A 13396-nucleotide genomic window follows, 5' to 3' on the forward strand; every position below is an offset into this window, starting at 1 on the left:
ATTGATCTGGATACTTAAAATGTATAAATTTATATTATGTATTTAAATTTTATACTATTTTATAAAGACTTTTCAACTATATTTTTATATTTATATTAAACTTATAATCCTCCATAGCCTTCTTCTACATGTTCTGTAATATCTAAACCTATCTGTTCATCTTTTCCACTCGCTCTTATAATGCTTACAACATTTTTTTGTTGATTATTTTAAAATAGAGTGCAGCGTAGTATTAGGTCCAATCACGGATCACAAAAAACACTCACTAAGCTACTGTAGTATCACTACAGTAAACAAGTGAGTGTTTCTGCATTTAGAACCTGTCAAATTCTTGACATTTACTTCTTGGTGCTCCTAGCAGGATTCGAACCTGTGACCTACTGATTACGAATCACATATTATCATTTTTTATTATATCTTATGAAATTTACTTAATCTCTTTAAACATTGATATATAAGACTTTATTCTATATACTTTCTTATCGCTTCAAATCATCCATAATAAAAATATAGTGTTTCCCGGTCTATTTTCCGGTTTTTTCTCCGGTTTATTTTTATTATTATATTCCACACCCTTTTAGTAACAACCTTTTTTGGAAACTGTTAAGTATGGAATACTCTACTATCTCTGGACATTCCTTAAAATAACTAGCAGATTGTTTTCTTGTTTGACTATTCTTCTTTATTTGAACAAATTCAAATGTATCATCTAAAAAGCTTTTACCATCAAAATATACAGATATAAAACGTTCATCACTATTTCCTGAATGCATCAAAGTATCTAACAATATTTTTCCTTTTACTTCTTTTTTAATAAGTTCCTCTGCAATTTGATCTACAAATTTTGAAGGGGATTCACATGATGTTAATACTATTAATGCAGAATAATTCCCTTCTTCTAATAAAAATATCTTAAATAACTTCATAATGCAATCCCCTCCTTCCTAATATATGTAAATTAGCCTATGTCTATATTATTACACGTTTATCTGTTTATATACTAATTCATATTAAAAAAGTTTTCAATAAGATCTAGTGTATCTCTAATACTCTTCCTTGCTTGTTCTGTACTATTTATTAAACGCGTTGTATCTTGTTCTCCACAAGGATCATCCCAATGAAATAACGTATTCCTATTATTAAAATAATAATTAAAGCATTTATTAATATATGCTATTTTTTTTGGTGAACCAATTTTAGGCTCATATTTACTCATTAGTTTGTGTGTACCATTGATACGTTTTGTAAACATATTAAAAGAACCATTATATTGTATTCCATATTTTTTTAATATAAATTTTAAAACTCCTTCTAAAGCTCTATATGTTGGAAATACTAAATACGTTGGATCATACATATCTCCATCAAAATTTAAATTATATACGGCTTGATGCAGTACTCTTTGAATCTTTTCTGGTAATTCATTACTAGCTTTACTTAAGTATATTTTATATTGTTTCTCAATATTATCCTTTTTTATATCTATATCATAAAATTTATTAAAAATAATAGGGATCTTATCTGTATCAACCAGTTCTGTAACATATGTTGAAAATAATGAAAATAATTTCTCTGGATTTCCTTGAACTATAAGTTTACCATTATTATCAGAATAATATTTAACTACTACTCGTTCCTTCTGTACAGTTAATACATACATCTTAAAATAAGCCCTTTCGCTGACTTTCACAGATAAATCTTTTATATCTTCCTTTAGAAGATCAATAATAGATTCTAAATCATCTAAATCTATATCTTGTGCAATCAACCCATATTCATCTTCTTTTATTTTTTGTTTACCATTTAACGCATTTTTAGCAAGAGCATCTACCTCTTCATTAAATTTATCGCCAGAATGAGCTTGTACTTTTTGAAAAGATATATCAATTATATTCTTATACCTTGACATAAATTCAACATACTTTTTTACAATATTATTTTTTGCTTTCCATTCTCCTGTAAACCATTTTGAAATTCCTATATAATCATGCCTTATTATAGCTTTTTTATATCCCTTATCACTTAAAAATTTAATAACATACATAGCACCCTGTAATTCGCCTGCTACATTTTTTGTTTTTAGCGCGTCTGTTTCATTACCATATCCTGATTCCTTAATTTTCTCACCGTTAGGCATTAATATAACACATCCAAAAGAATACTTCTTTGCCTCATCAGAATAGCTCCCATCAATATATGCAATTGGTGTATCCAATTTAATAGCTGTATTTTTATGTACATCTCTTATATCTTTATTGTCAATATATACTCTAGCATCTTCTATGTTTCCAAATGACTTATATTCAGCATTACTATACCCATTAATGCTTTGCTGGCACTCAACCCAACTCTCAAAAATTCCAGTGTTATATCCTTTTCTTACTGCATAATATTTTTTCTTACCCATCTTTATAATCCCCTCTTCAGTAAATACTAATTTTACCACAAACTGCTTATATTAGCAATACAGACCTATACATAACAGGAACTTATATCTAGTTAATTCATTATGAAATTTACTATTGCATCATCATATTCTTTAGTAATAACTGAACATCCAATCCCATTATCTACTTTTCTTACCATAACACCGCAGTATCGGGGCAAGTTAACCCACGGTGGAATTTCAACTTTTTCTATATTTACTGATTTTACATTATATAGTAATTCACCATCTATTACTTGAACTAATGCAATACCATGTTTCTTTGCAAAGTCAATTGCTCCTTGTTGAAATCTTGAAGTCGAAAATAACATGCCTTTATGAGCACCTATCGATCTAATTCTATTATATAAAATTTCTACCTTTTCCCTTGGAACAGGATTTTTATATTTCTTACATTCTATTAATATTATGAATTGTCCACCTAAAAATGTATACTCAGCTATAACATCTATCTGATAATTTCCGTCATTTACTCTTGCAATGTAATTATGTTTAACACTACATTTTATACCCTCTTTTTCACTCATTTGTTTCACTAAACTGGCAACATATTTTTCAAATTCAGTATCTGTCATATCTGTCGTATTTGCTTCAATCGGATTATAAACTCCCATAGAATTACTCCTTTAAACTTTAAATATCAATCGTATACCTTACTTTTTCTATATTAATCATTATATTCCTGCTAATTTTTCCAAAAACTTTAATATCCAACATTATTTTAATTTATATTATGATTTAAACTAACATTATGACACTATCTTTAGATACATAAAAAGAGCCATTTCACAGGCTCTTTTCTAAATAATACTTATGCTAAATTTTGATTCTTTATATGGTTCAATAGATGATATTTCATTCAAGTTTATGTAAATTTCCCTTTTATTTTTATCTTTAATAGATATAATACTATGTTCTTTGTTATTATTTATAATGTTAAAAACTTCTTCTGTTGTTTTAAGTAATATATATTCTTGGCCGCTATTCATAATAATCTTTGAATATGGATACATTAATCTCACCTCCTAATCATAAAATTTGACTAAATGCCACCACCTTTCTATTTAAATTCTATACCATAAAATGTAAATTTATACATGATTTTGATTATTATATAAAAGAATCTTATTCTAAATAAATTCTTCATAAATTTCTATATTTATAACTAATGTTGCATTTTTGTGTGATAATTGTTATATTTATATTATATGTACATATAACAATATAGAGGAGAAATTACTATGAATACACTGAATATAATTCAGGTCATACTTCTCTATACTTTATTTTGCCTTTTAAATAATAGCTCTTTTTCCATAATAAAAAAGTTTAATGGTAAAGTAACAGCAATTTTTAAATATAAAGGTAAAAATTATAAAGAATAATATATATGACCTGGGGAGATGCCTATCATCTCTCCAGACTTAATAAAAAATAAATAAAAAAACATGTGAAGTTTAATCACATGCTTTTTTTATTTTATCATGTACAATCTCTTTAAAATAGCCATTCTATAGATCTTATATTTTGGTTTTTATATCTATATTTAAATCATATTTTTCAAATAATCCTTACTATGAAAAATAACTTCCATCACTTTTTTATTATATTTACCTTTAGCTACATAAAATAATAGGAATTAAAATTTAATTCTATTGTTATGCATTTTCATGATTATTTTTGGAGCTATTACAATAATTAGTATTAAGGCTATAAATAATAAATGACTAAATTTGAAGATCCAATATATAATATAAATCAATATAAATCCAAACCCAAGAGATAAACCACAACCTGAATATTTAATAAAAATATCAATATCTTTAATAATAGGAACTGCCTTTAATAAAGACATTATTATACCACTAAAAAACAAAACAATCCCTAAATACAATATTACTATACTCCAAATATTTATTTTGTCTAACACCATCTGATTATAATTTATAGCTACCTGCGGTAAACTAAAAACTTTATTAATTCCAAATCCATTCGCAATATTTACGATAAAATAATCTATAGAATTAGCTATAAGATAATACATCTCAATAATCCATAATAAATATATTAATTTATAAATATTCAATTTTTTTAATCCTTCTTTAATAACATCTAAAATAAAATCAGTCATTGTCTAACTCCTCATAAGCTTTACATTTTTAAGTATTTCTTCATAACTTTTTATATTCCTTCTAATTATTATAAAAAAATTTTAATTTTACGAGTCTTACTTCCGTATCATTCTAAACTGGGAAAACAAATGATACTATCTGCCAACTTATTAATAATTTTAAATTTTAAGCAATAAACGTAATTACAATTTAAATCTAATTCCACAGCTATATCCTTCAATTTATATCTATGAAAATACCTCATTTCAATTATTTTCAGTTCTCTGTCCTTTAAACCTTCGAGCATATTATTTACCTTTTTTACTTCAAATTGTTTCTGCTTCTTTATGTGATTGAGTCTATCTATTTCTTTAGGATCACGATTATCACATAAATTTATAGTTTCTATTTCAAGGTCTATATTCTTTATTATTACAACGTTCGTAGTATAATTTTTAAGCATTTCCTCAACTGCTTTCTTTTTATCCATTAGTAATCCCCCTCTTTCATCATATAAAAATAAGGGGCTGTTAACCCCTTATAATTAAGCTATTGGATAAAAATACAATGCTGTTTTCTTATTATTTAATATGAAGCAATCATAATAAAATCTACCTTCTACTAGGGAACCACTTATCCCCTGTGGGCTGTCATTTACTTTATATTCTGCAAGTTTTACAGGACTGCAGGTTGCCATTGGATGTCCAATTAAGAATCCTGAACTTACAGGCAATCTGCTTGAAGGTACCTTTATAATTATCATACCATCATACATAGCCACAACACCTTGTATCCTCATATTTTGGCCTATTTCTGTATCTAGAACTATGTCAGAACTTAATTTCATAAGTTTATATGTTGCCGGAGTGACTACAATAAATCTTCCATCCTGTGGAACTTCTTCATCATCCAAAGCCTCAGTGCCAGTCGTAATAGCATCATATATATTACTTTTTGTTAAGGCTGCAGCTGTAGCTTTAGTTCCTGCACCAGTACACATCTTTGAAAATCTATAGGTATCTATCTCAGGTACCACAACTTCTCTAAGCTGCCTGTCCAGTGCTGTTCCTGCTTGAAGTGCCAGATTTGTTTCGTCAGAATCCATTTTATCTATAGCAAAAGTAAACGACCTGTCCTTTGACAAGATTAATTCCTGCGTAGTTGCTTCTAAATTTGAAACAGTTCCATATCTACTAAACGTAGATCCTGCTCCTTCTCTATCATAATCATTCATTGGAGCCGTAGAGATATTATATACTTTTACTGCTTTTCCTCCAGTAAAATCATAATCCTGATTTACACATTGATCTGATTTACTAACTTCTTTAAATTTCTCGTCTACTGCTCCACTATATTTTGTTGCATAATCTATTGACATATACCATCATTCCTTTTATTTTTTATTTAATCCTGCTAGGAATGGATCACTGTCATAATTTAAATTTTCCGTGCTATGTGGTGGAATATAAGAATTTTGTTTTAAAAATTCTGTTTTTATATTTGTTTCATATTTTGAAAATATATCTGCAACCTTGTCTATGTTCTGCAGCAAGGTTTCTTCATCATCCCCTGCTATAATATCAATTAAATCCTCAGGCAATTTCTTTTCTCTAAGGACGTTAAACACCTTTGTTCTAAGTTCCCTTTTAAATAGTTCGGCTTCTTTTCGTGATATTTCCTGTTCCCTTTTCTCAAGCTCATGCTGTGCTTTTTCATCTGCTGTCATTTTTGCAGTTTTTTCAGCTTCTTTGAGCCTTTCTCCAAAATCCTTTTCCCATTTAGCACGTTCCTTATAAAGCCTATCACCTATTATTTTATTAACATCATCCTGATTGAAAGTCTTTTCGGTTTGATTACTTTCTGCAGCACTATTATTTTTTTCATCACTGCCACCTAAATTATTTTGATTTTCCATTCCTGCATTAGTGTTTAAATTTGTTTCCATAATTTTTTCCTCCTGTTTTACGCCTAGCGGCTCATTTTTTTAAATTTTTCAAGCTCTCTTTCAAGCTCGTTTTCATCCACAGTGGTGTTAGTCTCGTCATTGTAAGTTTCAATTACTGACGCCGGACTTCCATACACTCTATTCATGAGATATTGGTTAGCTGCAAGTTTAACCCTTTTATCTGAGCTGTCATTGGCTAACTCTTTTATGTTATCTATATATGATCTAACATCTTTTAGGATGTAGTTATTGCCTTCATTTACAATGTCTTGGCGTCTTCTGTTTAATTCAGCTTTAATGTTGTCTTTACTGAGCCATGAATATATTGTGGATCTAGTAACATTTACTTTCCTTGCTATTCCTGCTATTGTTTCACCCTGTATAAGCATTGAAATCATTTTTTCCTGTTTCTCATTTAAAACCACACTCAACACAGGCCATCCCCCCCTTACTAAAAAATAAAAAGCACGAGAAATCAGCTAATCCAATAATGGATTTACTAAATTTCCCGTGCCTGAATATATCGGCTTCCACACTTAAAAGTGTAGGGTACTTTCAATATTTAACTTTAGTTATATTATACCACAAAATAGTCTGAAAAGCTAGCAATATCAATACCTTATGTAATATTACTACATTGGATATTTTAACTTGTTAATTTCATCTGTGTAAAAAAGATATCATTCACAGACATGTCAAAAGCTCTCGCTATACTTACACCTTCTAACATTGTCCATTTAGGAATTTTACTATTTAATTTTCTCTGCATAGTTACATGTGTTATTCCTGTTTTTTTACATAAATCCCCTTGTGTCCAATCTTTATACCTTAGAAGTAATTTAATATTATTATTTGCATATTTTAAATCGTTAGCCATGTTTCCACCTTCCTTAATTTTACTTATTCAAAATTATAACCATTTTTCTATTTTAATAACTACCTATGATTATATTTTTTCTTCCACTGCTGCAACTCATAAACATTAGGTTCTTTATGGTGCTCCAAGCAATAGTCCATATACGCAATAAATATTGGAATTGACATTTAAATTCCTCCCTATTGACATATCACTTACTTAGGAAGTAAACTTTAGTTGTGTGCTAGGCTTACTTCCTTTGGTAAGCAATATTTTATTTGAGGTCTATGTAAAGCCTTTTGCATAGGCCATTCTTATATTCTTTAGATATTTTCTTTATTTCAAAAATATTCTGTATCTTGTTTATAACTTGAGATATGTCTTTTCCTTCTGGAATACCTAAAACTACTTTTGCTATATTTTTATTTTTCATATTCACACTCTCCAATACCATCTATATAATATATGTCCTTTACCTCTTTTAGAAAATTCAAATTAGTAAGCCCTGCTATCACACCTTTTCTAAAATAATATCTTATTTCTAAACACAGTAGATCCGTAGACTTACAATCAAATTCCTCTAATAAACCTTTAAATTCTTTGGAAAGATGCTCATTTAAAATATGCTGTATTTCGTTACACCTTTCACTCAATTGGTCATATTTATTTATATCTTTCATTCCTTCCAAATTTCCTTCTTGAGTATAATTAAATTCATTTCTTATAGCTCCATCAATAACAGTTTTTAATGTTTTATTCATCAATAACCCCTCCCATATACTTATCCATAGAATTAAATATCTCTTTAATAATTTTGATTTTACTTTCCGGCGTAACAAGCCCATCCTGCTTGTCTATAATCTGGCGTATCCATTCCAATATCAGGTGATCCGTAAAACTTAAAAGCTTCAATCCTTCCTTCGGAATTCCTGCTGTGGTTCTATATATGTCAATTTCATTAAAACCTAATATTTTATCTTGAAACATCTGGTCAACTGCGATTTTTATAGTTTCATTACCAAGTGCTTTCACCTAAACACTCCTTTCTATTTACCTTTGACTTTCTGAAATATTACAGAAAATATGGTATCGCTCACCGGGGCATTTTCGTTCCCTCAAATTAGAATGTACCCGGGGGCAGGAACTCTAATATTTTACACATTATCATATAAATATTTATACATTTTTATTATTTTGTCTAAATGATAGACAGTTTCAATTAATATTACAACTTCGCTAAATGAACATTTAGTATACATAAACATATTTAGGAAACTGTTAGCAATCCCTTGATATACCTATATTCTTTCTAACTTCGTTTTTTTGTTTATCTAACTTTTTATTGAGAATAACGATAAATTGGAAATTACTTTACCTTTTAATACCTTTTATTACATTAAATATAGTTTAAATTGTTATTTATTTGTAATGTATATTAATGTAGTTTGCTTGTATATTAATGCATTTAAGACAAACGTTATGTATAATAGTTAGTTTGTTTGTGGTGTTCTGTGATGTGTTCGTGCCTGTTCGCCGCAGCCTTCATCATTAAAGCACCAACACAACTACCAACAGCAACCACAATGACAAGTGTTACACTAACTATCAACATCTACTTATATGTCCATTACAATATGTATACACCTATACACTTTATATAAATTCAACACCATGCATTTTACAGAACTTATCTATTACCTTATCAGGATCAGGAACAAAGTCCATTGCTCTTGAACATGCATCACCAATCAATGATATTGCATTTTCAGGGACTTCTACTTTCTCACCATTCTCATGGCACTGGATAGCATAGAACATAAACCTATCTATATAATGACCAAAACTATTTGAGACCTTAAAGTATTCTCCTTTTAATTTTTTATTTATTAATGAATTTTCTCCTAACTGATATATCTCTTCTGCTACAAACTCACCAAATACAATCATCATTTGAAACTGCTGCTCTTCATTAAGAGGTTTCCCTATCTCAAATTCTTCATGTAATGACTTAACCCAATCCCTCTTCAAATCTATTATTGACTTATCTGTATTTACTACCATACTTCCCATTACTTCATATATTTCAAACATTTAACCAACTCCTTTTAAATAACCACAGGGGGGGAGATAAACACCCCGGGTGTAGTTCTATTTTTATCTACTACCATACCTAAACCATTGATATACCTATACTTACAATTAATTTTTATATAGGGGTGTAGTTCTTTCTGAAAAAAGTTTTTTAAAAATTTTATTTTTTTATATATATAATATATTTTTTATATTTTAAAATTTATAAATAAAGTACACCCTATACACCCCATAGGACTAAGCCTATTGATACTACTTAATTTGCTTGGGGTGTACTTCTAAAAAGTTATTACTACCCAACTACACCTAATACTACTTATGTCCACCCTTAAAACATCTAAATATCTCTGAATTAACATCTCCATCCTCAACATTTAAAACTAAATCTTTATAAGTCGTACATCCATGAGTCATACCTGTTTTAATTCCTAACGTTTTAAACCCTTGAGTAATCTTTCTTCTTGATGGCACATTTTTTGAATATTCATCAATATACCAATCCTCAAATATTGGATATACTTCTTTTGCAGGTAAATTATGCCCCGGGAGGTCACTAAAATATATATCTCTAAATTTTCCATAAGGATTATTTTCCTTTGTATACTCTTCTTTTGAATCCTCCCACCTCTGTGGAACTTTTAGTCTGCCTGTTTGAGTAAATTTCATAATGCAACTTACTATATAACTAAATATACCTTCCTTATCATTTAAAGCCTTTTCTTTGAAATCAGGATCAACCTCATTTTTATCTAAAGAATACAATAATTCTATAACTATAATTCTTATAACTAGGGCATCATCATTTCCGTCAAAACTTGGTTTCTTATTTGTAAATATTACAGGCACAAAAATAGGTGTATACTCAATTGGGGGCTTGTACAATGGCCTTGCCTTGATTGTATCTCCACCAACTATTTTCTTTATAAAATCAGTATCAAAATAATCGCTATCGTTTGTTTCAGAACATATTATTAACCTTACACCTTGAAGCTCTGCAAGTTCTGGATTAGCTCCTGAACTTTTATTCCATACTTTCATCAATAAACTTTTATCTATTGATTTAACGTAATCGCTGCCAAAAGTATTTAATATAAGTTCAAAGATCTGGGTTTTACCTGTATTTTTAGCACCATGTATAATAGGAAATACTTTTTGATTAGCTCTGCCACTTAACATATATCCTAAAAGTATTTCAAAAGCTTCTATTTCCTCATTATCCCCGCCAAAAAGCCTATCAATAGAACCCTTAAACAATGAATTTACTTTACCCGGTACATAATTAACCTCTGCTATTTTAGATATATGTAAATCCTTATCGTGGGGTAATAACTTCCCTGTAATAGTGTCCACAACCCCGTTATTGCAATTTATATACCTAATATCCTTGTCCATTATTTTTGAATTGATATGAGTATCAGCAAAGGCTTTATACTGTTTACATATTACGTCTGACGTTCTAGCACTTTTTAACTTATTTCGTGTTTTTCTCATAGTTGCAATTTCTTTTTCATCATTCAAACGTGAAATGTATTCATTAATTTTAACTACTATATTTTCAATAAATTCAATAGTAAGAGTCTTTATAGGTAATTCATCATCATATTTAACCCATTTTTTGCCACTCCAATGATAATAATACTTAGTATCTACTGCATATTTCAAAATGTCTTTATACTGATTTTTAAAATCTTTGGATATACCTAAATCAGTAAAATCATAATTTCTTATAAAATCATTAATTTCTTTTTGTTTCCTTGCTAAATATTCTTGATATGTTTCTCCACAATCTCTAATAGCCTTATTTATAGTTCTGTCTTTATAATCTAACCTGTCCCACTTTTTCCTATAAAGCACACTATTTTTAAAAGCAATATCAATATTGTCATAATCTTTGTCGAGCCAAAATGCTAAATAATTGCATAGTGCCTGATCTGCTTCAGACTGACTATTAAAAATATTCTGCCAGTTCCCTTTATAAAGCTCCTGAATTTTAAATCCATTTTTACTCATGAAAGCTTTATTAAGTAAATCATCAATATCTTTGTTATATATAATATTGCTATTAGCTTGAACTTTACTTTTAGTTGAACTATCCTCCCCCTTGTGGTACTTCTTATAAAATTGGTCCAAAGTATTTTGCTTAGGTTCTATAGTATCTCCACAAATTTTATCCCCTGTTAGAGCAAAATATCTTTTCTCACTGTATATCTCTATTTCTTTCCTTTTAATAGTTTTAGGAATAGTCCCTTTAACTAAAATGTGAATACCTTTGCCACTTTGGCTCTTTTCTGTATAGCTACCGAGCAAATCAATTATATATTGAGCTTCTTCTTTTATTTCTCCATTTTCTATGCAGTTATCAATGTCAACACCTGTAATTCCGTTACCAGAGAAAACAAATCCAATGCCTGAATAAATACTACTGTTCCTATATACCTTTAACGCTTTTTCAAAGGTTGTCCATGTATCAGGATTAGTACTACTTGCTGCCTTACCATTCAATTGATATGGAATTTTGTTTTTTTTCCATAATACCCAGTTTGGACATACTCTTATTTCTTGTGGAATATTATTAAAGTTATTATTTGCTTGCTGCATATTTACCACCACACTTTAATCCTCATTTTCTCCATTACCACTTAAAAAATCATTTATTGCATTTTCACTTATAAGGTACCTTTTCCCAACCCTAACACTCTTAAGCCTTTTCAATTCTATTGCCCTATAGATAGCTGTTTTGGAAATTTTGCCCTCAAAGTAATCATGAACTTCATCTACTGTATATACCTTTACAATTGCCAACTATATCACTTCCTTTTTCTTCCTATAATTATTTTTTAAGCACCGACGCTTTTTTATGCTTGTACATGGCTGTCATTTTGAAATTTAAGATATGATAAGTTTTTATTAATCTTGGATATCAATTAGTTTTTCTATTTCAATATTTAAAGCTTTTGCAATTTTTCCTATAGTCGCAGGATTAGGCGAATGCTCTCCTTTTTCAATTCTACTTAATGTATTATGGCTTATATTTGCTAACCTTGAAACTTCTGCTTTAGTTAACCCTAATTTAATTCTGGTAAGCTTTAAATTATTTTTATTAATTTTAAACATCTACCTCACCTCCAATTTACCCGTTTTGTCACCTTTATTATATTACCCATTACGTCACATGTCAATATTTTCTTCAAAAAAATTACCCATTCTGCCACCTTTTAATGTATAATATGTTTTGAGGTGAACCTAAAATGGAAAAGAATATTATAGGTAAAAGAATTAAAGAATTAAGAGAAATTAATAAATTAACTCAATCTCAATTAGCCCAAAAAATAGGTCTATCAAGATTTGCAATAACTAAATATGAACGAGGGGAAAGAACACCTGATTCTTGTATTATCCTAGAGTTAAGTATGTTATTTGGCGTAGATACCGATTATATGCTTGGTAAAACTAATTTTAAAAATTTCGAGGAAATGGAACTCTCAGAATTAAAAAACCTTTTATATGATTCATGTAAAAGTAAAAATATATCACAAACAGGCATAGTTTCATATTTATCTGAAACTATATATATGACTTTATGCGATAGTATTAGAAATGATAAGTATGATATGTTAAAGAGTATTTACATTTTGTATGACTTAATAGAAACTCTATTTTATACATTAGACATGAATTTAAAATATTCTGAAAAAGATACTTCAAGCAAAGATGATTTCGTAAATTATACTGATGAAAATACAAATAAGATAATTCAACAGATAAAAGAATCTTTTATCTCTCAAATCGACTATATAACACAAAATTATTCATCTATTTACCATAATACTAACAAAGAAATACGTGAAATTTCCCCAACAGGTGTATTTTCTTACAAAACATTTGAGCACTATAGTTCAAAGAAGGATATTTCAAATAATAAAAATTCTTAATACAGAGTTTATTAT

At 28.7% G+C, this 13396-nt stretch carries 19 protein-coding genes; 2 read left to right on the forward strand and 17 right to left on the reverse strand.

Translation table 11 applies throughout. The annotated features are described in order from the left end of the window. Positions 1–560: 560 nt before the first annotated feature. The 4 genes from DMR38_RS21405 to DMR38_RS21420 form a co-directional block, all read right to left on the reverse strand. Complete coding sequence (locus DMR38_RS21405; RefSeq protein ID WP_127723752.1) at positions 561–926, reverse strand: type II toxin-antitoxin system RnlB family antitoxin; 366 nt, start codon at positions 924–926, stop codon at positions 561–563. A 74-nt stretch (positions 927–1000) separates the two neighbouring features. Beyond that, positions 1001–2407 carry a viroplasmin family protein gene (locus tag DMR38_RS21410; RefSeq protein WP_127723754.1) on the reverse strand — a complete coding sequence of 469 codons (1407 nt, stop codon included), beginning with the start codon at positions 2405–2407 and terminating at the stop codon, positions 1001–1003. Positions 2408–2499: 92 nt separating this feature from the next. Beyond that, entirely contained in the window at positions 2500–3060 is a 561-nt protein-coding gene (locus DMR38_RS21415) for a restriction endonuclease (protein WP_127723756.1), read from the reverse strand. A gap of 186 nt (positions 3061–3246) precedes the next feature. After that, on the reverse strand, positions 3247–3459 hold the full coding sequence (locus DMR38_RS21420) for a hypothetical protein (RefSeq protein ID WP_127723758.1): 213 nt from the start codon (positions 3457–3459) through the stop codon (positions 3247–3249). A 228-nt stretch (positions 3460–3687) separates the two neighbouring features. On the opposite strand from DMR38_RS21420, the gene DMR38_RS22100 reads away from it, so the two are divergent. Continuing rightward, the gene (locus DMR38_RS22100) at positions 3688–3831 is read left to right on the forward strand and encodes a hypothetical protein (protein WP_175413092.1); all 144 of its coding nucleotides are present in this window, start codon (positions 3688–3690) and stop codon (positions 3829–3831) included. A gap of 254 nt (positions 3832–4085) precedes the next feature. On the opposite strand, the gene DMR38_RS21425 is transcribed toward DMR38_RS22100, so the two are convergent. The 13 genes from DMR38_RS21425 to DMR38_RS21480 form a co-directional block, all read right to left on the reverse strand. Beyond that, positions 4086–4577 (reverse strand): hypothetical protein, encoded by a 492-nt coding sequence (locus DMR38_RS21425; protein WP_127723760.1) that lies wholly within the window; start codon positions 4575–4577, stop codon positions 4086–4088. 107 nt (positions 4578–4684) lie between these two features. Next, positions 4685–5047, reverse strand: a complete 363-nt coding sequence (locus DMR38_RS21430) for a sigma factor-like helix-turn-helix DNA-binding protein (RefSeq protein ID WP_127723762.1) — start codon at positions 5045–5047, stop codon at positions 4685–4687. A 54-nt stretch (positions 5048–5101) separates the two neighbouring features. After that, positions 5102–5935 (reverse strand): hypothetical protein, encoded by an 834-nt coding sequence (locus DMR38_RS21435; RefSeq protein WP_127723764.1) that lies wholly within the window; start codon positions 5933–5935, stop codon positions 5102–5104. Between the two features lie 15 nt (positions 5936–5950). Continuing rightward, positions 5951–6502, reverse strand: a complete 552-nt coding sequence (locus DMR38_RS21440; protein WP_127723766.1) for a DUF4355 domain-containing protein — start codon at positions 6500–6502, stop codon at positions 5951–5953. Positions 6503–6525: 23 nt separating this feature from the next. Beyond that, on the reverse strand, positions 6526–6936 hold the full coding sequence (locus tag DMR38_RS21445) for a helix-turn-helix domain-containing protein (RefSeq protein ID WP_127723768.1): 411 nt from the start codon (positions 6934–6936) through the stop codon (positions 6526–6528). 212 nt (positions 6937–7148) lie between these two features. Next, positions 7149–7379, reverse strand: coding sequence for a helix-turn-helix transcriptional regulator (locus DMR38_RS21450; RefSeq protein WP_127723770.1), 231 nt, complete (start codon positions 7377–7379; stop codon positions 7149–7151). A 253-nt stretch (positions 7380–7632) separates the two neighbouring features. Next, on the reverse strand, positions 7633–7791 hold the full coding sequence (locus DMR38_RS22105) for a hypothetical protein (RefSeq protein ID WP_175413093.1): 159 nt from the start codon (positions 7789–7791) through the stop codon (positions 7633–7635). Further along, entirely contained in the window at positions 7781–8119 is a 339-nt protein-coding gene (locus DMR38_RS21455) for a hypothetical protein (RefSeq protein ID WP_127723772.1), read from the reverse strand. Before DMR38_RS21455 ends, DMR38_RS22105 begins: the two co-directional genes overlap by 11 nt. Further along, positions 8112–8390: a hypothetical protein gene (locus DMR38_RS21460; RefSeq protein WP_243124391.1), complete on the reverse strand. Its 279-nt coding sequence runs from the start codon at positions 8388–8390 to the stop codon at positions 8112–8114. Before DMR38_RS21460 ends, DMR38_RS21455 begins: the two co-directional genes overlap by 8 nt. Positions 8391–9011: 621 nt before the next feature. Further along, positions 9012–9449: a hypothetical protein gene (locus DMR38_RS21465; RefSeq protein WP_127723774.1), complete on the reverse strand. Its 438-nt coding sequence runs from the start codon at positions 9447–9449 to the stop codon at positions 9012–9014. A gap of 312 nt (positions 9450–9761) precedes the next feature. After that, the gene (locus tag DMR38_RS21470; protein ID WP_127723776.1) at positions 9762–12047 is read right to left on the reverse strand and encodes a phage/plasmid primase, P4 family; all 2286 of its coding nucleotides are present in this window, start codon (positions 12045–12047) and stop codon (positions 9762–9764) included. A 15-nt stretch (positions 12048–12062) separates the two neighbouring features. Further along, positions 12063–12251: a helix-turn-helix domain-containing protein gene (locus tag DMR38_RS21475; RefSeq protein WP_127723778.1), complete on the reverse strand. Its 189-nt coding sequence runs from the start codon at positions 12249–12251 to the stop codon at positions 12063–12065. Between the two features lie 105 nt (positions 12252–12356). Next, complete coding sequence (locus DMR38_RS21480; RefSeq protein ID WP_127723780.1) at positions 12357–12563, reverse strand: helix-turn-helix transcriptional regulator; 207 nt, start codon at positions 12561–12563, stop codon at positions 12357–12359. 134 nt (positions 12564–12697) lie between these two features. Between DMR38_RS21480 and DMR38_RS21485 the strand changes: the two genes are divergently transcribed. Beyond that, positions 12698–13381, forward strand: a complete 684-nt coding sequence (locus DMR38_RS21485) for a helix-turn-helix transcriptional regulator (RefSeq protein WP_127723782.1) — start codon at positions 12698–12700, stop codon at positions 13379–13381. Positions 13382–13396 lie beyond the last annotated feature (15 nt).

It is taken from the genome of Clostridium sp. AWRP (assembly GCF_004006395.2).
In the GTDB taxonomy this organism is placed as follows: Bacteria; Bacillota; Clostridia; order Clostridiales; family Clostridiaceae; genus Clostridium_B.